Genomic DNA, 25,451 nt, shown 5'->3' with positions numbered 1-25,451 from the left:
TCTAAGAAATGAACTCTTTAAAATACGTATGTCATTCCCAGCTGAAGCGATCTCCGCGTCGGGTTTGCACCATAGATTGAAGTGCTACTCCCAAAGGTAGAAATGCCGCGCAAATTTAGTGTCGCATTCTGGCCAATCGGAACATCGACAGAGATTTGCGCCAAGCCGCTGCCGTCCGCAGGGACATAAAATCCTAGAGCCGAAAGATCGCTGTCGCCCCAAAAATCGTTCCATGCAATCCGAGTGAAAATCTGGTTCCGCGCCAACGGTTCCTGGCGCCGCGATGCGGTACCGTACACCGCGCCCGCAGCAAGTCCGTCTGCGCCGGTAGCGCTGGCCAGTGTGTCGATCTGTGAGCCCGTCAGCCCCGCAGTGTTGAGATGGTACTCCAGCACTACCGAAATATCGCGTGCGCCGACAAAGGACTGCGGCAGGGCCCAGTTCAGTCCCAAAGCTGCAGTCAATTCCCAATCCTTCTGGTTGCTCACGCCAAGCCCTTGTTGAAACGCCGCGGAGCCAAGACCCCCCGCGAGGGCTTCAGATGCAATCGAGAGTCGTTTTTCGGCGAAAGCCTCGCCGTATAGAACGAGGTTATCCCCGATTGTGCCGCTAACCTCAAAGCCTAAGCCCGGATCGCCGTCATTCAGCAAGAAGTTGCCCGTGACCGACAAATTGGACCCGAATTGCGGGGTCGCCTTGATGAAAAACGCGTCGCTCGGGTTGGTTCTATCAAGCCCCAGTCCAATGCTGTCCATGTCGGAGAAAACCGAGCCAGTGCTGGCGCTGATTTTCGGTCGGTACCCCATCTGCAATAGCGTGTTGCCAACTGTCGCGGTGCCCGTCACCGCGAATACACCTAGGCGCTCGCGGCGGCGATCCGCTGGTGCGGCGCTTTCGGCTGTAACAAGGCTGTTGTCTTTGAACCAGTCAGTTGGATTGAAGCCAACGGCAACGCCGTTTCGAATGTTGATCCGGCCGAACTGCAATGAAACCTGCGGTGATACCGTGTAGCTTATCGCCAATTCTTGCACGTCCAAGTTGACGCTTTGGTCCAAGCTAAAAGTTTGTCCTTCGGCACGTTCGATCCGACCGCGCAAGTTGAACAAGAGGCTTGCCCGGTCGCTTAGTTCGAAAGTCCCAAAATAATGTGCAGAGACGCGCAATGCCGCACTGTTGCCGCCCGAAAGTTCGTCGAAGTGAAAGGCACGAAACTCGGTTGCCAATGTGGCACTGCGCGCTTTTTCTTCTGACACACCAGTCGTCTCGACCGTGTCCTCTTGGGTTAGAACACTTTCCTGCCCCGAAATTACGAGGTCGGGCGGAAGGTCGAAGTCTTGCGCATGAGCTGGCAAGTTGACCAAGCCAAGGGTCGCTGCGACGGTGTATGTCAGAAGATTTTTCATCTCAAAGGCTCCTTATTATACCTTGAAGTTTGGCAGCCATTCTTTGTTGAACCATGATTCCGGCAGCTTCTTTGCCCGGAAGTTGCCCATGGTCATCACGGTCACCTTGTTTGGGTCGAAGCCATCAGCGATCACAACTTCAGTTGGACGGCTTGCGCCCATCTGGTTCTTCCACTTCCGATACCAAGCAACTTTGATCAGTTGACCGCTCTTGGTGAAATACTTGCCTTTGATGGGGCTGTTGTTGCGTTCATCCACCCAGAAATCCACTGCACTGTAGGGTGCTGATTTCGCAGCGGCGGTTAGATGCAGTTTGTGACAGCTGCGGTTCTTCTTATCGCCATCCGCGATGGTTTCCTGACCTTGCAGGCTCGCGGAATAGTCACCGACCAGATTTGAGCTGACGACATCGCCGTTGGAAGCGTTGCCCAGCAGACGTTGGCGCGGCGAAATACGGACCGACGCCTTTGAAGCAGGGTCATAGAGCCACAAGATGTTGCCGTTTCTGAGCAAAATCTTACCGCGGTCTGCACTTGGCGCGTTGATATGGACCAGCGTTTGGAATTGGCGGCCGCTGGCACGCGAGTAGGTTGTTACCTTGGTCTGGTCTTTCAGCTTGCCCCGTTCGTATGCAGACAGGGTCACGTCTACTGCAAAGGAGGTCTGAGGGTTCCGGATCGCATCCGCTTTGGTCAGGATGCTATTGGCGCTTCCGGCGGCGAACGCTGGCAGTCCCAGAGAGGTTAGACCGGCGGCAGCTGCGCCACCAAACAAGAGCTGTGTAAATTCACGACGTTGGAGTTCCATTGTATCGTTCCTTTCGGTTCAGTGTTTTGTTGTGCGCGATCAAGCGCGTTGCAGGCTCTCTACGATGTTCAGGCGGGCTGCCTTGAACGTGGGGATCACAGAGGCGACGACGGAGATAATGATCAGCAAGGCAACCACGCTTATCGCGAAGATCGGGTTGTCGAGGACCATCAGCTGGACCGTCAGCGGGGTGGCATTCGATGGTGGCGTCCATTGGACACCGGCGGAGTTGATGAGGTTGGCAATGATCACTGCCGCGCCCAGTGCTATCAGCGCACCGAACAGGCCGATCAGGGCGCTCTCGGTCAGGAACAAGGCCCGCACAAACCCTTTACGGAAGCCTAGTGCGCGAATTGTGCCAATCTCTTTGACGCGTTCCATTACGTTCATCGAGACCGTGTTCACGATGGTGAAGACGATGACGATCGACAGCACCACAGACACTACGATGAACATAAAGGTGAACATGCCGAAGATTCGATCGAAGGTCGGGTCCACTTCGGTGAAGTGATAGACCTTCAGATCCAGGCCAGCGCGGTTCAGAACTTCTTCGATGCGCGTTTTAACCGTATCCACTTGATCAGGATTGTTAACCTGCAGCATCAACGTCGTTGCTTCCTGGCTGTCACCGTAAAGAAGGCTGCGTGCCTGCTCGAAGTGCATCATGACGAAGGCGTTGTCGATGGCGCGGATTGCTTGTGGTTGAGCGGACTCAATTCCCACACGAGCGATATTCGGCACTCCGGACGATGTTGCGGCCATCAAGTTTAGCTGTGGGCGCTCGGCACCTGCTTCTCGCAGATCAGTCAGTTCAGCTTCATCATTCACCAATGCGGTAAAATCGGTTTCTGCTGAATTCAGCGCTTCGTCTTCAACCGGGCGGTCTTGGCAATCTGCTACATTCAGCGGACCACACATCCCCATCATCCTCGCCATACCAAGGCCAATGACGACGCCATCAAGCACCTGATCTCCGAGGCCGGAAGCCGGCGATACCTGCCCGATGGACCAACCATCCCACTGGCGCATCCGGTCAACATTCGAAGGCACGACACCAGACCCGATAAAGGTCTTTGAGTTGCCGGTCTGCGCATTACCGGCCACACCGGCCAGATCAATACGCGGGGTGATGACAGCCAGTTGCTTGTTCAGCACCGGGTCGCTCGAGAGAAGCTTTGCAACTTCATCCCAATTTTTGATGGTATAGTCATCAGGGTTGGCTGCGCCGAACTCCAGATATCCGTCACGGTAAATCTGAAGGTTGCCCTGTTCTTGGATCATGGAAGTCTGAACTCCGAACCAAATCGAAGTCACAAACCCCCCGAACAAGAGCGCCGCGAAGCCGCCTATGCCGATGGCCAGCGCTGTTGTCACAGACCGCCGTGCGTTTTTTGTCAGATTTCTAAATGCGATTTTCCAAATCATTGTTCTGCTCCTAGGCCGTCCGGCCGTCGATGATGTTGATCGTGGCACTGCCCTGAGTAATCAGGCTGGTGTCGTGCGTGCAGATCACCACAGAGGTGTCGAACTCGGACTTCATATGGTCCAGCAGTGCGATGATCTCACGAGAGGTTTGCGAGTCGAGGTTTGCGGTAGGTTCATCAGCGATGATCAGCGTCGGCTCAGTTACCAGAGCGCGGGCAATCGCCACACGTTGACGTTGGCCGCCGGAAATCTCTCCAGGACGTCGATCAAACAAGTCGGCAAGGCCCACTGCATCCAGGTATTGCTTCGCCTTCTCGCGCCGCTTGGACGCAGATTTGATCCGGCGCAGCAACGGAAATTCAACATTCTCGCCAACTGTCAAAACCGGGATTAAGTTGAACGATTGGAAGATGAACCCGATGTGCTCGGACCGAAAGTCGGCCGCCGCCTTGTCGCTGAGGTTTGTCACGTCCTGATCAAGGATAATCAGCTCGCCGGAAGTCGGTTGATCGATCAGCCCCATGATGTTGAGCAAGGTCGACTTACCGCTGCCGGAAGGGCCAGTAATGAAAGTCGTCTCCCGGCGTGCGATTTCGCCTGATACATCGAGCAGGGCGTTCACCTCGACTCGATCCATCGTGTAGGATTTGCAGATATTGTTGAACCGGACCACAGAAGCGCCGGTTTGCGAATGGTCCACAGGCTGAAGGTGGTTCTCAGGCTGAAAAGACCGATGGGTGTTAATACTGTTCACGCGTCCATTCCTTATGGCTCAGTTTATTTTTTCTGATCCAAACTTACGAGTTTCGACCCCTTCAAAACAAACAACAAAGGATGGTTTTTAGACGCTTTAAAATGGCGGGGTGTCACAAATGAACGACGTATTATGACGAATATTTTTCCGCGTATGATTTGCGTTCGACGGTCACAAATACGAAAAATACCGAATGCGTCTGATCTAAACGCATTCGGCACAGGGCGAATCGAGGGCTGGGCTAATTCGCCCTCAGGCGCCTACTGCAACGGGTGCGGGTTGACGTTTGAGGGCGTAGACTGCGCTACCTGCCAGAGCCAGTCCAATCAACGCCATCACGGCACGGATCGTATTCCAATAGGTCCAGGTCGCGCTATATTCGGCCCAGACACTCGCGGCTTCTGATGAGCTCAACATCGTTGCGTTCAACGCTTCGATTTCATGGTTCAAAGGCACGTTGATATTCACTGTTGGCAGGAAGGATCCCAAAAAATAGACCGCTGAAGCTGCCAATAATAATACCCCGGTCGCACGATCGCCTTTCCAGTACAGAACTGCGGCGCACAGCACGGACACGATAGGAGTGAAAAGGAAGGTAACCAAGAAAACAGCGTTTCGCGTCCCTCGGTTCAACTCTTGCATTGCCTGAATTGCGGCGCTGTCGGACAGGTTGTTCAGCCCCTGCATGACCGAGACCGAATACGCGTAGAAGAACCCGCCTATGGCCCCAAAAAGGACGAGAGGCACGAGGCACAGGAATAATGAAGTACGGGGCATGATAAACTCTCGAGTTGTTGGCGACCGCGAGCGCAGGCCCGCTCCTCAAGCTTAAGCGGCGGTGTTTTCAAAAGAAATGGGTGCCCATATCATTCGATAAAAATCGATAATTGGTGCATTTATGAGAAACTATGACTTTGTGTCACGGTATTTCACTGCTTTGAATTACTTGGTAACCAAACGCACACTCTGCAACAGCATCATGGCTGGTTCCCAGCACACCAAGCGTGATCCACGTACCTTGCTTTATCAAGAATCGCTTATGAAGCCAGAAGCGCCCGTCGCCAAGATCATGTAGGCAATCCGGTGTGAGGTGCGCTAACTCGTATTTGTTTGGGCGGTCCTGAAATCCCGTTCCTTCAGCCTTGAGAAACGCTTCCTTGAGGCTCCACACCACAAGAAGCGATTCAGGGGTCCAAACCTTGCGAAGCGCCTGCTCGGCGGGTGACAGAATTGCCCCAACCAAACTCTCCGTCATCGTTTCGAACCGGCTCACCTGCTCTACATCTACCCCGACGGAAAAGCCTGGCGTCGCAGCAGCCGCAACAACGATGCCTGCAACATGCGAAATCGAGCAAGGCAATACCCCATCGGGCATCCGGATAAATGGCTGCTTGAGCTGCGTCCGATGGAGCGAATGAGTGGACATAGGAAAACCACTCATCCGCGCGGCTGCGTAGATAGCGAGCCGCCGGCCCTGCCCTCCAGTGTTATCAGGCAAAGCGTCAGCCATAACACACAGCGCTTGGCCGGACATCTTAGGTGCTGGTAAGGCTATTAACCTGCCCGACAAGGGAGTAGCCGCGGCCACGCACTGTACGAATGAAATCTGATGAGGCACCAGCCTCTCTGATTTTGGTCCGAAGCCTGTAAATCAATGCGTCAATGCTGCGTGTGTAGATACCACTAGTGCCATGCACCTCGTCCAAAAGGTCATCCCGATTCAAAATCTCGCCAGGTCGCTGAGCAAGAGCCGCAATCAGTTCAAATTCCATCGATGTAATCACCAGCTTTTCGCCATTCACGCGGACTTGGGCGCGCTGTGTCTCGATCTGTAGAATATTTCCTTCGAGTGCAACTTCAACGCACAGCCCGCTTCGAGTGCTAACGGAGCCGGCGTCCAAAACGGGAAGCTGAGCCGCTGTGGCTTCCTCGGGAGCGTTTGCCCGTCGAAGAATTGCGTTGATTCGTGCGACAAGCTCACGGGGCTCGAATGGTTTTTTAACGTAGTCATCAGCGCCGGTCTCAAGACCCACGACCATATCGGTCAGCTCCGTTCGCGCCGTCAGAATAATGATCGAAATATCTTTGTATGCGGCGTTGCTGTAGCGGATCTTGCTGCACATCTGCAGACCGTTTAATTGCGGCAGCATCACATCCAGCAGAACGAGATCAAATTTTTTGTTTTCAAGCGCTTCGAAGCCCTCGTTGGGGGTGTGAACCGCGGTTAACTCGATACTGTATTTTGTAAGAACGTCGCGCATGAGCTCGGCAAGCTCAACGTCATCGTCGATCAAAAGAACTTGAATCATTATTGTCGCCTCTAATGTAAAAAAATAGCATAAAAAATTACATGTAATTCTTAACCGGCACCGATAGGTTTGCGGCGTCACCATAATCGCAAAAATATTTTTTAGAAAGACATGCAGATGTATAAAAATTCCGACAGGCCAGTGACAACACAACCAAGCCTGCAGACTACGTCAGGCGGGCAGGAAGTCAGGTGTCGCATCATTGTAGGTCTTTCAGGAGCGTCTGGAATGCCTTACGCGGTTCGGTTGCTCGAGGTTCTGCAAGGGCTGTCTGTTGAAACACACCTGATAATGACGAAACCCGCCATTCAAACATTGGCGGTTGAGACGGATTATTCGCCGGAATTGGTGCGCTCGCTGGCCGATCATGTTCATTCTAATGGTGACATCGGTGCAGGTATTGCGTCCGGGTCGTTTCGTGCACATGGTATGATTATTGCGCCTTGCAGCGTCAAAACCTTAGCTGAAATTGCAAACGGAATTGGCAGCAGTTTGATGACTCGTGCCGCCGATGTCACATTGAAGGAACGGCGGCCACTGATTTTGGGGGTCCGCGAGACACCGTTGCATCTGGGTCATCTGCGAAACATGACCGCGGCGACCGAAATGGGTGCGATAATCGCCCCGCCGATGCCCGCTTTTTATATGAAAACCAATTCGATAGATGATCTGGTGAATCATCAGGTTGGCCGCTGGCTCGATGCCATGAACATTCACACTGACCTTGCCCCGCGCTGGAAGGATTGAACCGGCCAGTCGGCAGAGCGCTTGACATCTAGCCGAGTATGTCCGGCCAATTCGGCGCGGCTAGAGCTTTCACCGCCAGTAAGTCCGTCGCGACGCCAGTCCTGCGGAATTGCGCAAGCCTCAGCGCCGGTTTCTGTGGAACCGATTGCCGAAGCGCTAAGGACTTGTGTTGAACCCTTTCTCGGTGCCTATTCGATGCGCACAAAGCCGGACTAATTCAGTGATCTTTCGGCCAATCTGCGCGACAATCGATCGACCTATGTAGGCTTGAAAGGGTCCTTTGCCGAATGACCGATACGCCGAACGTGTTGTGGATCATGGCCGACCAACTACGGTTCGACTACCTAAGTTGCTACGGACACCCGCATCTTAACACGCCTCATATCGATGCTCTTGCAGCGCGGGGTGTCCGATTTACCAACACCTATGTCCAATCGCCTGTGTGCGGCCCCTCCAGAATGTCTGCCTATACAGGGCGCTATGTACGAAGCCACGGCTCTACGTGGAATGGGATCCCCTTGCGCGTGGGCGAGCCAACCTTAGGCGACCACCTTCGTGATGTCGGTGCTCGGGCCGTTCTTGTGGGCAAGACGCACATGATTGCCGACCTTGATGGAATGGCATGGCTCGGGATTGATCCGAAAAGCGAGATCGGCGTGCGTGTGTCAGAATGCGGGTTTGAGGCCTTTGAGCGTGATGATGGCCTGCACCCTGACAGTGTAGCGCAGAAATGGTCGGCCTATGACGACTACCTCGTCAGCTTGGGATATGTCTCCGACAATCCTTGGGAAGACTTTGCAAACTCGGGCGTCGACCCCGACGGCAAGCTGATGTCGGCATGGCTGCTGAAAAATTCGCGCCTGCCCGCCAATGTACCAGAGGAGCATTCCGAAACGGCTTATCTGACCAATCGAGCGATGGCGTTCATGGAAGAAGCGATATCAGACGACAAACCATGGCTTTGCCACCTGAGTTACATCAAGCCCCATTGGCCCTATATCGTTCCAGCACCTTACCACGACATGTATGGCCCGGAGCATATCGTGGACCCGATCCGGTCACTGGCAGAAAAGGAAACCGATCACCCGTTGCTGCGCGCCTACCAGCAGGCCCGCGTCTGTCGCACCTTCTCGCAAGATCATGTCCGTGAGCATGTCATCCCTGCGTATATGGGATTGATCAAACAACTGGACGACAATTTGGGACGGCTTTTCGCATGGATGGACGCCAAAGGGCTGACCGAGAATACAATCATCGCCTTCACCTCCGACCACGGGGACTACATGGGGGACCACTGGATGGGCGATAAGGATTTCTATCACGATTCCGCGGTGAAGGTGCCGTTGGTTATCGCCGACCCTCGTCCGGTTGCTAACGTCACTCGCGGGACCACCTCTGACGCATTGATTGAAATGATAGACCTAGCGCCGACCTTTATGGGCGTGATGGGCTGCGCCCCAAAGCCTCATATTGTAGAGGGCCGCGATCTGATGAGCATCTTACATGGCAAAGACGGCTTTTCCCGCCGCTTTGTAATAAGTGAGCATGACTACTCCAGCTTTGAGATGGCTCGCGCTTTGAATGTCTCGCAAGAGAATGCGCGCACTGTCATGATTTTTGATGGCCGCTGGAAGTACATACGCTGCGAGGGTTTTCGCCCTATTCTTTTTGATTTGGAAAGTGACCCGCATGAGTTCATCGATCTGGGAGCGAGCGATATTGCAGTGCACGTTCAGGTTCGCAAAGATATGGAACAAGCGCTCCTGTCATGGGCCACGCAACACCACTCCCGAATTACGGCGACGCCGGAGATATTGGCCTGTCAGGACAACGCCACAGAAGTTGGCATCCTGATCGGCTTTTGGGATGAAGACGACTATGAGACGGTTGCTGGCAAGCCCTTTAGCAGCTTGCTGCCCGTCGGTGCGCCCGCCTCCAGAAAAAATTCTAGCTAGTCCTTTGCAGCACTGTCGAAATTGTTGCCCCTTGTAGAGATGCACAATATCATCGGTTCGGAATTGAGCTCGGCTCCACCAACTCAAGCGCGAGTCGGTTTAAACCGTTGAGGCAGAGTCCTGATCACGAGGATCGGCTTCCAAGCTCTGATGATGCAGTCACGCAAATCCAAGGGAGCTGTGACGTGAGCCTGATCACCGCCATCGACATACGCCTTTTTCACATCCCGCTGGCAGAGGTACTGGTCGACGCTAAACATGGCGATCACCATTTCTTTGAGCTGATCACCGCAACAGTTAGACTGGAGGACGGCTCTGAAGGCACGGGGTATACCTATACGGGCGGCAAGGGGGGTCATGCTATCGCGGCTATGATCGAGCATGACCTTGCCCCATTCTTGATCGGGAAATCGGCCCAAGATGTCGAGGCATTGTACGACGCTATGCAATGGCATGTGCATTACGTCGCGCGGGGTGGCGTGGCGTCGTTCGCAATTTCTGCCGTAGACATTGCGCTCTGGGACTTGCGGGGCAAACAACTGGATAAGTCGCTTTGGACGATGGCCGGTGGCGCAGCTTCTAAGTGCAAGGCTTATTGCGGCGGCATTGATCTAGGCTTTGATCTGCCCAAACTTCTCGCGAGTATTCGAGGCTATCTTGATCGCGGCTTCAACGGCGTAAAAATCAAAATCGGCCAACCTACGCTGGAAGAGGACATTGCACGTGTGAAAGCCGTTCGCGATCTCATCGGCCCCGACATCGCATTCATGGTTGATGCCAATTACTCCATGAGCATCGATGAGGCGATCGCGGCAGCCGAGGCCTTCAAACCCTACGACCTGCTTTGGTTCGAAGAGCCGACGATTCCAGATGATTATGCCGGTTATGCCAAGATTGCCGCAGCCACCGGAATGCCGCTCGCAATGGGGGAAAACCTGCACACCATTCACGAATTCGGCTATGCTCTCGATCAATCCAAGCTGAGCTTCATACAACCCGATGCGTCGAACTGCGGCGGGATCACTGGCTTTTTGCAGGTTGCTAAACTCGCATCGAAATATGGCGTGCCAGTGTGTAGCCACGGCATGCAGGAATTGCATGTCAGCCTCGTCTCAGCGCAAGAGAACGCAGGCTGGATCGAGGTGCACTCCTTCCCAATTGATCAATACACGACGCGTCCATTGGTGGTGGAAGGCCATCTAGCCGTCGCACCTGACAATGCTGGAACGGGCGTTACATTCGACTGGGACAAACTTGAGAGCGCAAATTTACTTACCCAATGAGGGATTACTCGTATGCTTCGCCGCCTTGCCGCATCTGCTTTGATTTTGACCTGCGCCGCTGCCAATGCGCAGGACTTGCCGATATTTGACGCGCATATCCACTACAGTCACGACGCGGTCACTCAGGTTCCACCTGCTCAAGTGGCCAAAATTCTACGCGAGGCAGGCATTAAGAAGGCACTGGTCTCTAGCTCTGACGATGATGGCACACAAAAGCTCAAGGCGGCAGCACCTGAAATCGTCGTACCAGCGCTTCGGCCTTACCGGAGACGCGGCGAGACTAGCACGTGGATGCACGATCCCGCTGTCATCACCTATATCGAAACTCGCCTATCACAGTTCGACTATGAAGCAATTGGAGAGTTTCACGCGTTTGGTGACGACATCAGAACTGACGTTGTCCAACGGATGATAGAACTCGCACAAGAGCGCAACCTGCTGCTGCACCACCACGGCGACCGTGAGGCGCTTGATCTGATTTTCGAAAGCTGGCCAGAGGCCCGTGTGCTGTGGGCGCATTCGGGCTTCGAACGCCCCGACGAAATTGCAGACGCTCTGGCAACTCATCCTCGTCTTTGGTCCGATCTGGCATACCGCTCCGATATGTCGGGTTCGCAAGGGCTTAACCCCGAGTGGCGTACAGTCTTCACGGCGCATCCCGATCGCTTCATGGTTGGGACGGACACATTCGCGCCAGAACGGTGGTACTACGTCGGGCCACATGCGGAGTATTCGCGCAGTTGGCTATCCGCCTTGCCGAAGGATATTGCGCGCAAGATTGCATTCGAGAATGCCGAGGTAATGTTGGCCACAAAATGAAGCTCTTTGCAGCGATTGCCGCAGTCCTTTTTTCAGCTCCTGCACTTGCGTGTGCCCCTGTGGAGGGCGACCGCGAGTTAGTCGCAGAAGTTCCAGAACCGCTTCGTGCTTTTGCCAGACTTAGCCCGATGACCGTGTCACAGACTTTCGTGATGCAATTGGCTTTTTGTGGCGAAGAGGCCGAAGCGGTTAAGCGTGTCAGCATCGACGCCATCATGCCAGCGCATCAGCATGGGATGAATTATACACCGGTTGTGAACCCGTCGACGGACGGGCAATTTTCCGTCTCTGGCATGGTATTTCATATGCCCGGATCTTGGCAGGTGCAGGTCACAGTGTTCGGGGAGGGTGAGCCAAGATTTTTCACCTTGGATGTTGAGATCAAATGATCAGGCCTTCCGCCCTCCTGCTCGTCATTTCACTTGTTGGCACGGCAACGTCTTCTGCACTTGCGCAAGTCCTGTTGTCAGGCGAGGAAATCGCCATGACGCTGTCGCACGGACCATGGCCGCCCGCATTCGAGCCTGATCCCAGCAACCGCGTTTCCGGTCTTGCTGCTGCAATTGCCCTAGGTGAAACCCTGTTTTTCGACCCGGTCCTGTCGCGTGACAGGAAGATGTCTTGCGCCAGTTGTCACGATCTCGAACACGGTTTTGCCGAACCCCGCGCTCGTGCAATCGGGAATTCTCTCTTGGACCGCAACACGCCTTCCGTCGTGAATGTACGCGTGCATCGGTGGTTTGGGTGGGCAGGAGATACAGACAATCTTTGGGCGCAAAGCCTCACGCCAATTCTAAGCAGTGACGAAATGGGGTTCGATCCCGCGGACCTCAAAGCCGCGCTAGAGAACAGCGCCATCTCAGACCGATATGTCGGTGTGTTTGGTTCGATCTCGGAGCAAAGCGCAGACGACGTCGTGGTGAATATCTCCAAAGCTCTGGCGGCCTATCAGGAGACGTTGATAACGGGCCCCACATCCTTCGACAGGTTCCGCGACGCTTTGGAAGCCGGTGACCTTGCAAGTGCGTCTCAGTATCCGCTGTCTGCGCAACGCGGATTGCAGCTTTTCCTTGGGCGTGGGAATTGCGCGTTCTGCCATTCAGGGCCTGCTTTCACTAATGGTGAGTTTCACGACGCAGGCGTGCCCTATTTCGTGACTGAAACCCGCGTCGACACAGGACGATATGGGGGCCTGCAAGCGTTGAGCACTAGCCCATTCACCCTTGCAGGAACATTTTCCGATGACCCGTTGAAACGTGGCGCTTGGGCAATTCGGCAAGTGCGGCCCCAGCATTCAGACTTCGGGACTTTTCGCGTTCCAAGTTTGCGGGGAGCAGCCAACACCGCGCCGTATATGCACAACGGAAGCCTCGCCGACCTTCAAGCAGTCGTACAGCACTACAACACGATAGATCTGGAGCGCCTTCATGCCGATGGAGAGGCGATTTTGGCCCCGCTCGGGTTGTCAGAGCGTGAATCAAGTGACTTAATTCAGTTTCTCAACAGTCTCGGCGACGATCCGCGCTGAACTGGCGCGTCGCACCTAACGCGCGCGTCCAGTAAAGACCTTAAGGCCAGAGATGGCCTTGATTGTTGCCGCGATCACCAGTGCGCAGAGTACCGTTTTCGAGACAGTCTCCATCGTGCCTTCAATCAAAATTCCATGCACTACACTGCCCGACACGATCACGACCGCCAAAGTAGCATGGCACAGTTGCCATACCTGCCAGCGAAGGCGCAGCGGCCGGCGCAACACTGCCAGAAGAGCAGTCCCAAATATCGCCCACATGGCAAGCACACCCCACGCCGAAAACGGTGTTGGTGAGACGAACATCAGTGCATCCACTACGTCAGGCGGACTCGTGATCCAAAGGCCAGCAACGTGGGCGATGACCGCCACAACCAACAACCCACCAAATAAACGGTGAAGCCGTCGCCAACGGAGCGCAGACACCCCGGGCAAGACCCCCGAGGCAAGCACAGGTTGGATCAACAATAGTGCTATCGCGATGACCCCAGCGAAACCCGCCCCGACATAGATCGGATCACGCCACGCCAGCAGAGGGCTTGCAAATGCAAAGGCCACAGGCACGACAAGTGCAACACCGAAGGCTACCCAAATCAATGTCGCTCGTGTGACTTCCATCAATGTCTATCAGGCCGACTTAAGGACGAAGTGTGCTTCAAGTCTGGTGTCTTTGGAACTCGGCATGATCGGACGCAGGAAAACCGTTTCAAAATCACCGCTGTCATAGGCAAGGTGAGCATGTGGTTGGCCAAATGCGGGAACGATCTGGGGCATCTCTAAGCGGAACTCACCATTCTTGTCTGTCAGCGTCGCCCCATGGCTTTGCGGATCGCGCTCATGCCCTTCGGTCGTATGGGCCCAGATTTGGATTCGTTGACCCGCAAGCGGTGCACCATCGCCAGCGCGGCGAACGGTACCTGTCATCCAGAACCCACCCCCGCCAATGCGTTCCACGATGGGTGCTCCGGGAATGTAGTTATTGGCCCCGCCGCGCATAGATTTTGTTGGAGCGATCGCTTGAGCTTCGACCGGTGTCACGAGGGACGACGCGCCTGTCGTCACTACGGCAGCACCAGCGACCAGAAGCGATCGGCGTGTAATCAAGTCTTTTCTCATTGGATTGCCTCCTATCGGATGGTTGGCATCAACAACTCTGGTGAGAAGTATAATTCAAGCGGGACACACGAAAAGGCCTCCCACAGCTTCGTGATCCCTGCCCAGTCCACTCATGCGCACCGCGACCCGGTTAGCTTTGACGACGCTGGCTTTTCAATCGCAGTGCGATTTCTTCCGCCATTTTAGCCAGCATGCAGGCTCTGCAATTCGGGGCGCTGACCTGCACTCGCACCAACCATCTCGCGAAAACTCCGGTCGAAAGGGTTTCCGAAAAGCTCGCGTGGCAGAGAACAGAAGCTGCGGCATGTAATGCCTAAAGGTTTAGTCTCAACGACCGCTCAGCTAATGATGTCGTGCGCTCACCATAGCAACCCCGGGGCTGCTTTACTTCTCTGATCGTATCGCCTCCTCAAAACCGATGGCGGCAAAGAAGCGCACCTGTTCTATACAGTATTGGACTGCTTTGAGTAGACGTTGAACGCAGAGTTGGATATGGCAAGCGCAACAGATCAAAGCTGAGGATGCGAAACCCCATGGAAAATCCTGATATCGTTTACACGAAAGTCGATGAAGCGCCGGAATTGGCCTCTGCTTCGTTTTTGCCGATCATTCGGCGGTTCGCCGCGGCGGCTGACGTCACAATCGGCACCCGCGATATTTCGTTGGCCGGACGTATCATCGCGACCTTCCCCGAAAATCTGACAGAAGCGCAGCGCCAGACGGATGATCTCGCGCATTTGGGTGAATTGGTTAAGACACCAGAAGCCAACGTAATCAAATTGCCAAACATTTCCGCCTCAGTTCCGCAATTGGCGGCGGCCATCTCGGAGTTGCAGTCGCAAGGCTACGATCTGCCTGACTACCCAGAAAACCCAGAGACCGACGCAGAAAACGCCATTCGCGCACGCTACGATGCCATCAAAGGGTCCGCCGTGAACCCCGTGCTGCGCGAAGGGAACTCCGATCGCCGCGCCGCAGTCGCCGTAAAGAATTATGCACAGGCCAACCCACACCGGATGGGCGTCTGGTCCGCCGACAGCAAGACATCGGTCGCAACCATGTCGGCAAACGATTTCCGGTCGAACGAGAAATCCGCGACATTGGCTAAGGCTGCAACTGCGCGGATCGAGCTTGTCGCCAAAGACGGCAGCGTCACTGTTCTGAAAGATGCGGTTTCCTATCCTGCTGGAACAGTAGTCGACGCGACGTTCATGTCGGCAAAGGCGCTTGGCGCGTTTCTGCTGGAACAAGTTGCTGCGACCAAGGCTTCGGGCGTTCTATTCTCAATCCACCTCAAAGCCACGATGATGAAGGTCTCGGACCCGATCATTTTCGGCCATGCAGTCAAAGCCTTCTTGAAGCCAGTATTTGACCAATACGGCGATGATCTGGCCGCCGCTGGTGCCAACCCGAACTCGGGACTCGGTGCTATGCTGGATGTCGTTGCGACGTCGCCGAAGGCAGCAGAGATCCAGAAGGCAATTGCCGCGGTGATTGCCGACAACCCACCGCTTTATATGGTGAACTCCGACAAGGGCATCAGCAACCTGCATGTTCCGTCTGATGTCATCATCGACGCTTCCATTCCCGCACTGATCCGCGCTGGTGGTAAAGGCTGGGGCCCCGACGGGGCGGAGGCAGACACCAATTGCGTTATTCCGGATAGCTCTTACGCTGCCGTATATGATGAAGCCATCAAGAACTGCAAAGCCAATGGCGCGCTCGACCCGTCAACCGCGGGCACAGTGCAGAACGTCGGGCTTATGGCGCAAAAGGCCGAGGAATACGGCTCCCACCCAACCACATTCGAAATTCCCGCCGACGGCACCGTTCGCATGGTTCTGGACTCCGGCGAAGTGCTGCACGCTCACGAGGTCGAGGCCGGTGACATCTGGCGCTCCGCGTCCACCCGTCAGGCTCCTATCGAGGATTGGGTGCAATTGGCGATCGACCGTCAGGCGTTGGAAAACTGCCAAGCCATTTTCTGGCTAGACGAAACGCGCGCACATGACGCGGAACTCCTGAAATATGTTCGTCCGTTGCTTGATAAAGCTGGCGTTGCGAACAAATTCCAGATCCTCGCTCCGCGTGAAGCGACTGCCCTGTCCTTCAACACAATCCGCAAAGGCGACACGTCGATTGCAGTCACCGGCAACGTGCTGCGCGATTATCTAACCGACCTTTTCCCGATCCTTGAGTTGGGAACTTCGGCCAAGATGCTATCGATCGTCAAACTGATGCAGGGCGGCGGTCTGTTTGAAACGGGCGCAGGTGGCTCCGCGCCGAAGCACGTCCAACAGTTGGTCGAAGAGAACCACCTCCGCTGGGATTCACTCGGCGAGTTCTGCGCGTTGGGAGAAAGCCTTAAGTACCTTGCTCAGGTCAAAGGCAATACCAAGGCAATGGTTTTGGGCAAGGCTGTCGACGTCGCCACCCAAGGCATTCTAGATCACGACAAATCCCCGGGCCGCAAGGTTGGCCAACCGGACAACCGTGACAGCCACTTCTATTTTGCACTGTATTGGGCTCAGGCCTTGGCCGCACAAACTGATGACGCCGAAATGGCGACCGAGTTTGAGCCGCTGGCAAAAGAGCTGGCAGATAACGAGGCAAAAATCGTTGCCGATCTAGCTGCCGCGCAAGGCAAAGCGGCTGATATCGGGGGCTATTATCATTCTGACCCCGCGAAAACCGCTGCTGTCATGCGCCCCTCTGAGACGCTGAACAGCATCATTGGCTAAAACGACAAAAGCCCCACCAGAACGATCTGGTGGGGCTCTTCAATCGGCACGTCCCGCAGCCACCGCCCCCCTCAATCGACAGCAAGACCACTTGGAACGCGTTCCGGCACTCCAAAAACTGGCGTATCAAGCGACGTCCCAGTTAGGGCATTCATAAAGGCCACCAGCTGCGCAATCTCGCTATCGGTCAGGCGCGGGCCAGTTGGCGCAAAAACACGCGCTTGTCGCGCCATTTCGGACCGGTCCTGCCATATCAGAAGATCAGTATTTTGAAGCCAAGCAACCTCGGGTAGCTTCGCCTTCGCAGGTGTCCAAGCCGCGAACATTGCAGCCGGTTCCAAGTGCTGACGGATCATATCCTCTAGGGTATTGTAGGCCCCGTTATGACCGTAGGGCGCTGTTAGAGCCACGTTGCGCAACATCGGCGTGCGGAACTTATAGGCGTCCTCGAGCCGGTCGCTTTCTCCCAGCCGCCCAACATCGCGCGCGATCAGGTCGAAACGGCGCGTTCGACCGGGGCCGAAGGGCGGGACTCCAATGGCATGGAATTTCTGGTCCGACAGCAGCGAGCCGCTGTGGCAAGCGTTGCAGTTACCTTTGCCATAGAAAAGATCAAGTCCACGTTTCTGGTCACCGCTAAGCGCAGTTTCATTTCCCGCCAGATACTGATCGAAAGGACTATCTATGCTCTGGAACTCAAGAGCCTGAAAGGCCGCAAGCGCATTGGCGATCTCAACGACCGTGACCTCCTCGGGGGCGTTGATGTGGTCAAACGCGTCGACGAACTTCTGGCCGTATTCCGGGATCGTCCGGACACGTTTCGCGATAATTGGCCAGCCATTGTCGATGCGGTCGGTCACCGCGCCCGAGACCTCGTTCTCGCCCGTGCCGCCTGCCATTTCAGTCTCGGAGGTCAGCGGGAAGAACGCCTGCGCAGCCAACACGCTATCTATTCCATCTGGTAGCCATTCCTCAGCGGGCGTGTTGAAGCTGTTACCATAGGTGTTCGCAGAACTTATGCGGCCGTCATGCATTAGTGTATGCACTTCCCGCGCGCCAAGATTCCACAAGCCGGTGGCATTGCGCGGAACGCGGCGCTCTATGCGCGAATGGCCAGTGCCAGCGTTACGTTCGGTGCCAAGACCAACGCCACCCTCTCCGACCCCTAAGGACCATCCATCAGACGTGCCGAACTTTGGATGATGACAAGTGCCACAGCTGATATTCTTGTTTCCGGACAGGATTTTGTCGTAGAACAATAGCTGACCAAGCGCCGCTTGTTCGCGGTCCACTGGATGAAAATCAGCCCCTGTCAATGCGGCTGGAAGGGCCTCGGCAAAGACCATTGCTGGCGCCACCCCAAACATCACAAGAAGGGCGTGACCCCAATGAGAAACCTGATTGCCTTGCTTCTGAGCGTCTCTCCGGCGTTCGCGGATATTGAAACCGCCCGCGACCTCATGGAGAGCAATCAATTTGAGCAGGCCTACGCAGAACTTGTGCCAGCGGCGAAGGCTGGAAATGCAGATGCGGAGGAGCTTATCGGCATCATGTATGCGATGGGTTTGGGGGTGGAACGCGACGACGAACGGGCGTTTGAATGGTATCTTCGCAGTTCCATGAAGGGGCACCCCGGCTCGCAATCTGCAATTGGTTGGTATTACGAAGTCGGACGGGGATTGCCTGCGCCCGATCTGACCCGCGCTTACATGTGGTACACACTCTCGGCCATTGGAGGCGATCCCGATGCAGCGATCAGCCTTGAGGAAGTAGTCAAGAAGATGACCCCTGAGATGATCAAGAAAGCGCATATACTCGTCGCCGACTATAAGGTCTGGATGTACCCGTTCAGGTAAATCGTAGCAGCGCATTTGGACTGCGCTGCTACGATAGATTTTAGTTCAGGTCGCGCTCGTAGCCTGCGGACAGATCGGCCTCAGCCTCGCCGACCGCAGCAACCAAGGCGTCGAGAATTTCGCCACCACCGTCAACATTGTTGCGGAACCAGTCCTGCACAGGAGCAGCGGCTTCGGCGAACGCTGCTTTCTCGTCCGGAGACGGCACGTAGAGATCGCCGCCTCCAGCAACGAAGGCTTCATAGGCCGCAATGGACTTACGCTTTGGCGACGCGAACGTCGCTTGCTGCAGTTGGCTAAAGCCGTCCACGACAACGCGGCGCAAGTCTTCTGGCATTGCCATAAAGCTTGCATTCGACATCCACCACAACGCGCCCATATAGGCGTGACCGTCTAGTGTCACATATTGCAAACCAGCATCTGGGAACTTCATGCCCATGATGTCGGTGATTCCATTTTTGGAACCTTCAACGACGCCGGTTTGGAATGACGTGAACAGCTCCGGCCATGGGATTGGTGTAGGCGACGCGCCGAGTGCTTTGACCAACTCTTGCGGAAGGTCCGCCACAACGGTGCGGATCTTCAGGCCTTCCATATCGGACGGCTTGGCCACGCGGCGTTTGGTGTTGGCAAAGTTGCGCCAGCCGCCGGTATTGCCAATGGTCATCAGACGGATCGAGCCGTCCGAGGTTTCCAGTGCCATGTCACGCATCTTGCGGGTGAAGTCGCCTGTCAGCACCGCTTCGGCAACGCGATCATTGGCCATCAGGTAAGGCAGATCCAGCACCTGCACGTAGGGGAAGATGCCCGCAGCCCCACCAGAGGTGGAGATATAAACATCAATCGAGCCTTCAGCTACGCCTTCGAGGCATTCCGCCCCGGTTGCGCAAAGTTGAGTGCCGATGAACAATTCCACCGCGATACGACCGTTGGACGCCGCCTCAACGTAGTTTTTGAAAACGACGAGACCGTCATAGTCCTCATCGTTCTCGTTGGAATTAGCGGTCGCACGGATCGTAAAATCCTGCGCCCACGCGGCCAGCGGTGTCGCCAGAAGCGCGGCAACTGCTGCCGCTTTGGTTAAGGTCTTCAGCATTGTATCCTCCCTATGGATGCTGTCCGGGCGCGGATATGCGCACCGTAGTGGTCAGGTATACCGTGTTCACGGTGTTGGGCTTATGCAAGCCAAGAAGCCGACCTCAGGGCCACAGCCCAGAAAACCGGCAAGATATGGCACCGTCATTGAAATGGCGGGGACATAGGTAATTAAGAATATCACGATCACTTCTACTGCCAAAAACGGCAAAATGGCTCTGGAAATGGTTTCGACCTTCTCGCCCGAAACTGACGAGGCCACGAATAGAACCAACCCCATGGGCGGCGTCGCAAGTCCAACGGTCAGGTTGACCGACATGATGATCGCGAAATGAACAGGGTGTACGCCAAGGTCAACGAAGATCGGCCCAAGGATCGGCCCGAGAATGATGATTGCCGGGCCAGCATCGAGAAACATCCCCACGATGAACAGCAAGACGTTGATCAGGAACAGCAGGACCAGCGGGTTTTCAGACAGTGACAAGATGTAATCCGACAGGATTTGCGGCGCATATGACAACGACACCACTGTCTTGAACGATACCGCCGCGCCAACAAGCAGCAACACCGCAGAGGTGGATAGGGCGGAGCGCGTCAGCACATCGATCAGGTCGCGCCCGTTCATCGACCGCAGAACAAAGAAGCTAATGATCAGCGCATAGGCAACGGCGACGGCAGATGCCTCAGTTGGGGTGAAAACCCCGATCAAGATTCCCCCCAGAATAATGATTGGGGTTTGCAAAGGCGCGACCGCCTTTTTGCAGACCAAACGGAAGTCCTTCGACACGCGCGCCTTGGTCGCTTGGGCGATGGCGTGCGCAATTGGCAGCGCCAATCCGAAGATCAGCCAACCGTTCACCGCCATCGGAACAATCCAAGTCACCAAGCCCGAAACAGCATACAGAACCGCTGCGATATTGATGCGGATCAGCACGAAACTGACGGCGGATTCCAGCGGGGTGATGGTCTGGTCCTTGCGCACGATGCGCTCTGCCTTGGGCAGGTCGTAACGGTCCGCCATCAGGCGCACCATAACCATTAGGCCTACGCCGACAAGAACACCTGGCACGATGCCCGCAAGGAACAACGCAGCCACGCTTTCTCCCATGACGTAGGCGTAAATAATCATAATGCCCGACGGAGGAATGATCGGGCCAATGACAGAGCTTGCCGCAGTGATAGCCGCCGCGAATTTGCGGGTGTAGCCGTTCTTTTCCATCGCGGGGATAAGCGTCGAACCGAGAGCAGAGGTGTCCGCCACTGCCGACCCCGACAAACCTGCGAACAAGATCGAAGCCAAGATATTCACGTGCGCCAACCCTCCGCGTAGGTGCCCCATGAAGGCTTGGGAGAACTCGACCAATCGCAGCGTGATGCCACCGCGGTTCATAATTTCACCCGCCAGCATAAAGAACGGCAGTGCCATCAGCGGGAAGCTATCCATGCCGTTATAGAGGTTGCGATACAAACCGGCGACGACATTGCGTTGGTCCCCTTCCAGCATGATCAGGGCAATTGGCGAGGCCAAAAGCGCAAAGATCACCGGCAAACCGATCATGATCAGAAGCAAGAAGATCGGAAGGAACCAAAGCAGCATCAGTCAGCCCCTGCCAAGGCGTTATGCCTGATCACTGGCAGTCGGTCACCCTGCCCCAGCAATGTCACGACCTGACGGATGATTAGCTCGATGTTCACCAGGATCAGTAGGTTCACGCCGACCCAAAGCGCGGAGTACTGGTAATTGTTCTGAAACTTCGCGCCGCATTTCCCGATCTCGATGCCAAAAGGCCACCGCAATGATGACGAGCATCCGCGCCCGGACAGTGTGTCCACGTGGTTGTTAAGGCCGCGATCCCAAGCGATGAACAGAACCCACAACGAAATGCCCAGCAACACTACGCCCAGCAGACCGGCCAACAGCTTAGGCAATGCAGCCTCCAGCATATCGATGGCAACGAACCCACCCATCCGGTAGGCGAGCGGGGCCACCAACCCCGTCATCCACAGCATGCCAAAGCGCGCGCCTTCCTCGGTCCAGTTTGGCGCGTCGTTCAGGGCGTAACGGAAAAAGACCTGTCCGAGGATCAGACAGACCATAATCGCCAAGGCGATGATTCCAATCCAGCGACCAATCGCCAAGATGCGGCTATTGACCCAATGCAGCAGGCCAGCGGCCGCCAACAAAATCTGCATCTTTCCCTCCCAAAAGAACTTCGCGACCTCCTCGTCGCTCAGACCTCAGCGCGTCGTAAATCGCCCCATCTGCCCTTTAAAGAAGGCGAGCGGATCACCCTCTTCGCGCATCTGCGCGCGGTTCACCTGTCCTAGCATTATCACGTGGTCGCCACCTTCATAGACGGCCGTCTTCGTGCATTCAAAGCGCGCCAGACAATTCTCAAGCACCGGCACACCTTCTGCGTTCAAATGTAAGCCCCTGTCATTCAAAGCATACACATCTTTCGCAACGGCCCAGCAAAGATCATCCTGATCAGCTGACAAGACATGGACCGAATAATGCGTCGCAGCTTCGAAATACGAGAACCTCCGAGATTTCTTGTCCGGTGACCACAACACCAAAGGCGGCGAGAGTGACACTGACGAAAAGCTGTTCGCGGTGATCGCGGCCACGCCGTTCTCCGCCGCAGCGGTTACAATGGTCACTCCCGTCGCAAATCGCCCGAAGGCATCGCGCAGCAGTCGGGTGTTGCTTTCGTCCGGAACGAACACATCTGAAGAGGCTCTCGGATGCAGCGACATTACGCGACCTCCCGCCCCAGAGCGGCCTCGTACAATGCAAACCAAGTCTCGCGATCAAGCTGGACTTTCAGCGCGTCAGAGATCTTGGCGATCCGGTCCAGATTGTTGGTGCCGAGCACTGGCAGGATCTTCGAAGGATGGCGCAACAAAAACGCCACAGCCACAGCCGCCCGGTCTACGCCTTGCTCTGACGCGATGGCGTCCAAACGATCTGCAATATCGCCTTTGCCAGTCATGAGCTCCCCGCCACCCAATGGGGACCACGCCATCATTGGATGCCCCAAACGCTGATGGAAAGCCATGTCGCCATTTGTGAAAGGCGCCACTTCAGCCAGAGAAATCTCGATCTGATTGGTCGCTAGCCGTGTCTTCATACCGGACTGTAGAAGCTCCCAGTCATAAGGCCGGAAATTTGACACTCCAACTGCGCGCACCTTGCCGCTTTTGACCAGATCATCCAGAGCGGCCCCTGTCTCTTGATGATCCATCAAAGGATCAGGGCGGTGGATCAATAGCATGTCGATATGGTCCAGCCCCATGTCACGCAGCGAGCAGTCCACGGAGTATTCGATATGCGCGCGCGATGTGTCGTAATACTTCACCCGCTTGTCCGCATAGCGACCAGCCGGCGCTACGATATCGCATTTCGTGACGATCTCCATCTTCGGACGTAGTGCGGGGTTTGCCTTCAAAGCTGCCCCGAGAACGCCCTCAGCGACATAACCACCGTAGATGTCCGCTTGATCGAAGGTGCTAATCCCTTGATCCAGGCAGGACTGAATTTTGGCCTCTACATGCGAAGGAGTCGTATTCTCGTCCTCTGCGACCCGCCACATGCCATAGACAAGGCGGCTAAACGACAAATCTGGGGTGAGTGATACGCGATCCATCAGCGGCGCACTCCTGCGGCAAGGGGGGTTGCTGGGGGCTGCGATGGCACGCGACCATAGGCTTCGGGGAGCGAACAGGTTTTCATCTGCGGCAACACGCGAGAGCCAACGTGCTTTGCCTCGTCGATATGCGGGTAACCAGACAGGATGAATGCGCGGATACCCATCTTTTGATAGGCCTCTAACTTGCTGAGAACCTGATCGGTCGACCCAACAATCGCCGCGCCACAGCCAGAACGTGCGCGACCAACGCCGGTCCACATATGCGGTTCAATGTAGCCGTGGTCATCTGCGACGTCGCGGTTCTTGGCTTGGTGACTGACACCTAAGGACTTTGCATCCAAGGCCCGGTTACGAATGTTAGCACCCTGATCGTCATCCAGCTTGGAGACGATATACTCGGCGTATTCCTTTGCCTCGGCCTCGGTGTCGCGCACGATGACGTGCGTGCGCAGGCCGTAATCCAGCGTGCGGTTGTGGCGCGCGGCGGCTTCATTCGCGGCCTTCATCCGACCCGCAAGCTCATCGACCTTTTCCGGCCACATCAGGTAGACGTCGCAATACTCGCCACACAGCTCCAACGCGTCGGGGGAGTAACCGCCGAAATACAGCATCGGCCCGCCGGTCTGATATGGGCGCACAGGGTCTGTCGTCAGTCCTTTGAAGTCATAGATTTCGCCGGCGTGATTAATCTCATCCTGCGTCCACGCCTGCTTGAGGATCTGAACAACCTCGCGGGAACGCTGATAGCGATAGGGGCTCGGCTCTGTCTGTCCGGGGAAGTCGGACGAGATGATGTTGACCGTCAGACGCCCTTCCAACATGTGATCCAGCGTCGCCAGCGTGCGTGCCAGCATGATTGGCTGCATCTCCCCGCACCGCACGGCGGCCAGCAAATTGATCTTGGAGGTAATCGGCGCACAGCCAGCAACGAAGCTTAAGGTGTCTTGGCCAACCTGATAGGAGGACGGGCACAGGATATTGCGGAACCCCTCCGCCTCTGCAACCTTCACGATGTCAGAGCAATGCGCCCAGGAAGATCTAAGGTTGCCGTCAGGCACACCCAAAAACTGGTAGTCGTCGGAACAAAGCGCCGAAAACCAAGAGACCTCAGCCGCGTCCAAATCTGGTGATGTCACCGGAACAACTGTCATGTGATTCCTCCCAAAACCCCGTCGCAATTTCTACTTGCGTAGCCGTGTCTTTGATGTAGATCAATGGGGTATCAATTTTTCGAGGCGGAAAGGCCAGCGCATGTATGAGCGACATGACACTCCTGCTGCCCTTCCCATCTATGCCCAAGTCAGTGAAGTTTTGATCCGTGAAATCGCCGCCGGAAGACTGGCCGACGGGCAACGCTTGCCCCCTGAACGCCAACTAGCAGCGTCGCATCAAGTGACCGTTCGCACCCTTCGAAAATCTCTCAAAATTCTTGAGGATAAGGGGCTTCTTGAACGCATCCAAGGTTCCGGGAATTACGTCAGATCCAATCCGACCGCGCAGAGCATTTACTCGATGTTTCGCATTGAATTGCTGGCCGGCGGGGGGCTCCCGACGGCAAAGTTTCTCGACATTCGCGACTGCGAAAAGCCGACGGACCTGCCAGACTTTGGGACATCCAATCGGGGCACGCGTATGCGGCGATTGCGATTCCTGAACAAGGTGCCGGTCGCGGTAGAAGAGATATGGCTCGATGCAAATTGCGGAACAGTGTGCGCCGATGAGGTATCTGATTCCCTGTATCGCTATTATCAGGTGAAGCTTGGGTTCTGGATCGCGCGCGCCGAGGACTATGTCAGCATCGGTAAAACACCGGACTGGGCCCCGCCCGATTTCCGTCAGCCCGCAGGCTCGCCCACAGGGTTCATCGAACGCTTGAGCTGGGAGCAAAAACCGCACCCGGTCGAATACTCCCGAACATGGTTTGACACTGAAACCGCACGTTATGTGCAACGGTTAAAATAGG

Annotated in this window: 25 protein-coding genes; 9 read left to right on the top strand and 16 right to left on the bottom strand. The window is 55.5% G+C overall.

Features of this window, described 5'->3' with window-relative positions; genetic code table 11:
* Window positions 1-17 precede the first annotated feature (17 nt).
* From BM352_RS06205 to BM352_RS06175, 7 genes are all read right to left on the bottom strand, one after another.
* Window positions 18-1,403, bottom strand: coding sequence for a hypothetical protein (locus BM352_RS06205; protein WP_090213884.1), 1,386 nt, complete (start codon window positions 1,401-1,403; stop codon window positions 18-20).
* Between the two features lie 15 nt (window positions 1,404-1,418).
* Window positions 1,419-2,210 carry an outer membrane lipoprotein-sorting protein gene (locus tag BM352_RS06200; RefSeq protein WP_090213882.1) on the bottom strand — a complete coding sequence of 264 codons (792 nt, stop codon included), beginning with the start codon at window positions 2,208-2,210 and terminating at the stop codon, window positions 1,419-1,421.
* A 39-nt stretch (window positions 2,211-2,249) separates the two neighbouring features.
* Window positions 2,250-3,635 carry an ABC transporter permease gene (locus tag BM352_RS06195; RefSeq protein WP_090213880.1) on the bottom strand — a complete coding sequence of 462 codons (1,386 nt, stop codon included), beginning with the start codon at window positions 3,633-3,635 and terminating at the stop codon, window positions 2,250-2,252.
* Window positions 3,636-3,645: 10 nt separating this feature from the next.
* Window positions 3,646-4,389 carry an ABC transporter ATP-binding protein gene (locus tag BM352_RS06190; protein ID WP_217642986.1) on the bottom strand — a complete coding sequence of 248 codons (744 nt, stop codon included), beginning with the start codon at window positions 4,387-4,389 and terminating at the stop codon, window positions 3,646-3,648.
* Window positions 4,390-4,641: 252 nt separating this feature from the next.
* Complete coding sequence (locus BM352_RS06185) at window positions 4,642-5,166, bottom strand: anthrone oxygenase family protein (protein WP_090213877.1); 525 nt, start codon at window positions 5,164-5,166, stop codon at window positions 4,642-4,644.
* A 142-nt stretch (window positions 5,167-5,308) separates the two neighbouring features.
* Window positions 5,309-5,923: a 4'-phosphopantetheinyl transferase family protein gene (locus tag BM352_RS06180; protein WP_090213875.1), complete on the bottom strand. Its 615-nt coding sequence runs from the start codon at window positions 5,921-5,923 to the stop codon at window positions 5,309-5,311.
* 1 nt (window position 5,924) lies between these two features.
* Window positions 5,925-6,698, bottom strand: a complete 774-nt coding sequence (locus BM352_RS06175; RefSeq protein WP_175500635.1) for a response regulator transcription factor — start codon at window positions 6,696-6,698, stop codon at window positions 5,925-5,927.
* Between the two features lie 141 nt (window positions 6,699-6,839).
* Here BM352_RS06175 and BM352_RS06170 point away from each other — a divergent pair, with 141 nt between their 5' ends.
* The 6 genes from BM352_RS06170 (at window position 6,840) to BM352_RS06145 (ending at window position 13,030) form a co-directional block, all read left to right on the top strand.
* Complete coding sequence (locus BM352_RS06170; RefSeq protein WP_281245134.1) at window positions 6,840-7,445, top strand: UbiX family flavin prenyltransferase; 606 nt, start codon at window positions 6,840-6,842, stop codon at window positions 7,443-7,445.
* Between the two features lie 287 nt (window positions 7,446-7,732).
* On the top strand, window positions 7,733-9,400 hold the full coding sequence (locus BM352_RS06165) for a sulfatase-like hydrolase/transferase (protein WP_090213869.1): 1,668 nt from the start codon (window positions 7,733-7,735) through the stop codon (window positions 9,398-9,400).
* Between the two features lie 185 nt (window positions 9,401-9,585).
* Window positions 9,586-10,683 carry a mandelate racemase/muconate lactonizing enzyme family protein gene (locus tag BM352_RS06160; protein WP_090213866.1) on the top strand — a complete coding sequence of 366 codons (1,098 nt, stop codon included), beginning with the start codon at window positions 9,586-9,588 and terminating at the stop codon, window positions 10,681-10,683.
* A gap of 12 nt (window positions 10,684-10,695) precedes the next feature.
* Entirely contained in the window at window positions 10,696-11,502 is an 807-nt protein-coding gene (locus BM352_RS06155) for an amidohydrolase family protein (RefSeq protein WP_090213864.1), read from the top strand.
* A gap of 128 nt (window positions 11,503-11,630) precedes the next feature.
* Window positions 11,631-11,891 (top strand): FixH family protein, encoded by a 261-nt coding sequence (locus tag BM352_RS06150; RefSeq protein WP_175500634.1) that lies wholly within the window; start codon window positions 11,631-11,633, stop codon window positions 11,889-11,891.
* Window positions 11,888-13,030: a cytochrome-c peroxidase gene (locus BM352_RS06145; RefSeq protein ID WP_090213860.1), complete on the top strand. Its 1,143-nt coding sequence runs from the start codon at window positions 11,888-11,890 to the stop codon at window positions 13,028-13,030. The genes BM352_RS06150 and BM352_RS06145 overlap by 4 nt, the downstream gene beginning before the upstream one ends.
* 15 nt (window positions 13,031-13,045) lie before the next feature.
* Here the strand turns inward: BM352_RS06145 and BM352_RS06140 are convergent, their stop codons facing one another.
* Window positions 13,046-13,648 (bottom strand): ferric reductase-like transmembrane domain-containing protein, encoded by a 603-nt coding sequence (locus BM352_RS06140; RefSeq protein ID WP_090213857.1) that lies wholly within the window; start codon window positions 13,646-13,648, stop codon window positions 13,046-13,048.
* A gap of 9 nt (window positions 13,649-13,657) precedes the next feature.
* A complete protein-coding gene (locus BM352_RS06135) occupies window positions 13,658-14,146 on the bottom strand; it encodes a peptidase associated/transthyretin-like domain-containing protein (RefSeq protein ID WP_090213854.1) in 489 nt (162 codons plus the stop codon).
* A gap of 533 nt (window positions 14,147-14,679) precedes the next feature.
* On the opposite strand from BM352_RS06135, the gene BM352_RS06130 reads away from it, so the two are divergent.
* Window positions 14,680-16,887, top strand: a complete 2,208-nt coding sequence (locus BM352_RS06130; RefSeq protein ID WP_090213852.1) for an NADP-dependent isocitrate dehydrogenase — start codon at window positions 14,680-14,682, stop codon at window positions 16,885-16,887.
* Between the two features lie 71 nt (window positions 16,888-16,958).
* On the opposite strand, the gene BM352_RS06125 is transcribed toward BM352_RS06130, so the two are convergent.
* Window positions 16,959-18,233: a cytochrome-c peroxidase gene (locus BM352_RS06125; protein WP_245780927.1), complete on the bottom strand. Its 1,275-nt coding sequence runs from the start codon at window positions 18,231-18,233 to the stop codon at window positions 16,959-16,961.
* Window positions 18,234-18,275: 42 nt separating this feature from the next.
* Between BM352_RS06125 and BM352_RS06120 the strand changes: the two genes are divergently transcribed.
* A complete protein-coding gene (locus BM352_RS06120) occupies window positions 18,276-18,743 on the top strand; it encodes a tetratricopeptide repeat protein (RefSeq protein WP_090213847.1) in 468 nt (155 codons plus the stop codon).
* 40 nt (window positions 18,744-18,783) lie between these two features.
* Here BM352_RS06120 and BM352_RS06115 read toward each other — a convergent pair whose 3' ends face one another.
* From BM352_RS06115 to BM352_RS06090, 6 genes are all read right to left on the bottom strand, one after another.
* Window positions 18,784-19,839: a TRAP transporter substrate-binding protein gene (locus BM352_RS06115; protein WP_090213846.1), complete on the bottom strand. Its 1,056-nt coding sequence runs from the start codon at window positions 19,837-19,839 to the stop codon at window positions 18,784-18,786.
* Between the two features lie 66 nt (window positions 19,840-19,905).
* The gene (locus BM352_RS06110) at window positions 19,906-21,435 is read right to left on the bottom strand and encodes a TRAP transporter large permease (RefSeq protein WP_090213844.1); all 1,530 of its coding nucleotides are present in this window, start codon (window positions 21,433-21,435) and stop codon (window positions 19,906-19,908) included.
* Window positions 21,435-22,031, bottom strand: coding sequence for a TRAP transporter small permease (locus tag BM352_RS06105; RefSeq protein ID WP_090213839.1), 597 nt, complete (start codon window positions 22,029-22,031; stop codon window positions 21,435-21,437). Before BM352_RS06105 ends, BM352_RS06110 begins: the two co-directional genes overlap by 1 nt.
* 45 nt (window positions 22,032-22,076) lie before the next feature.
* Complete coding sequence (locus BM352_RS06100; RefSeq protein WP_090213836.1) at window positions 22,077-22,595, bottom strand: flavin reductase family protein; 519 nt, start codon at window positions 22,593-22,595, stop codon at window positions 22,077-22,079.
* Window positions 22,595-23,485 (bottom strand): aldo/keto reductase, encoded by an 891-nt coding sequence (locus BM352_RS06095; protein ID WP_090213833.1) that lies wholly within the window; start codon window positions 23,483-23,485, stop codon window positions 22,595-22,597. The genes BM352_RS06100 and BM352_RS06095 overlap by 1 nt, the downstream gene beginning before the upstream one ends.
* The gene (locus BM352_RS06090) at window positions 23,485-24,639 is read right to left on the bottom strand and encodes an LLM class flavin-dependent oxidoreductase (protein WP_090213830.1); all 1,155 of its coding nucleotides are present in this window, start codon (window positions 24,637-24,639) and stop codon (window positions 23,485-23,487) included. Before BM352_RS06090 ends, BM352_RS06095 begins: the two co-directional genes overlap by 1 nt.
* Before the next feature lie 100 nt (window positions 24,640-24,739).
* On the opposite strand from BM352_RS06090, the gene BM352_RS06085 reads away from it, so the two are divergent.
* Entirely contained in the window at window positions 24,740-25,450 is a 711-nt protein-coding gene (locus BM352_RS06085; protein WP_090213828.1) for a GntR family transcriptional regulator, read from the top strand.
* Window position 25,451 lies beyond the last annotated feature (1 nt).

Source organism: Litoreibacter janthinus (genome assembly GCF_900111945.1).
GTDB classification, from domain to species: Bacteria; Pseudomonadota; Alphaproteobacteria; order Rhodobacterales; family Rhodobacteraceae; genus Litoreibacter; species Litoreibacter janthinus.
Note: the sequence above shows the minus strand (reverse complement) of the source record. Positions and strands in the feature narration are given on the sequence as shown.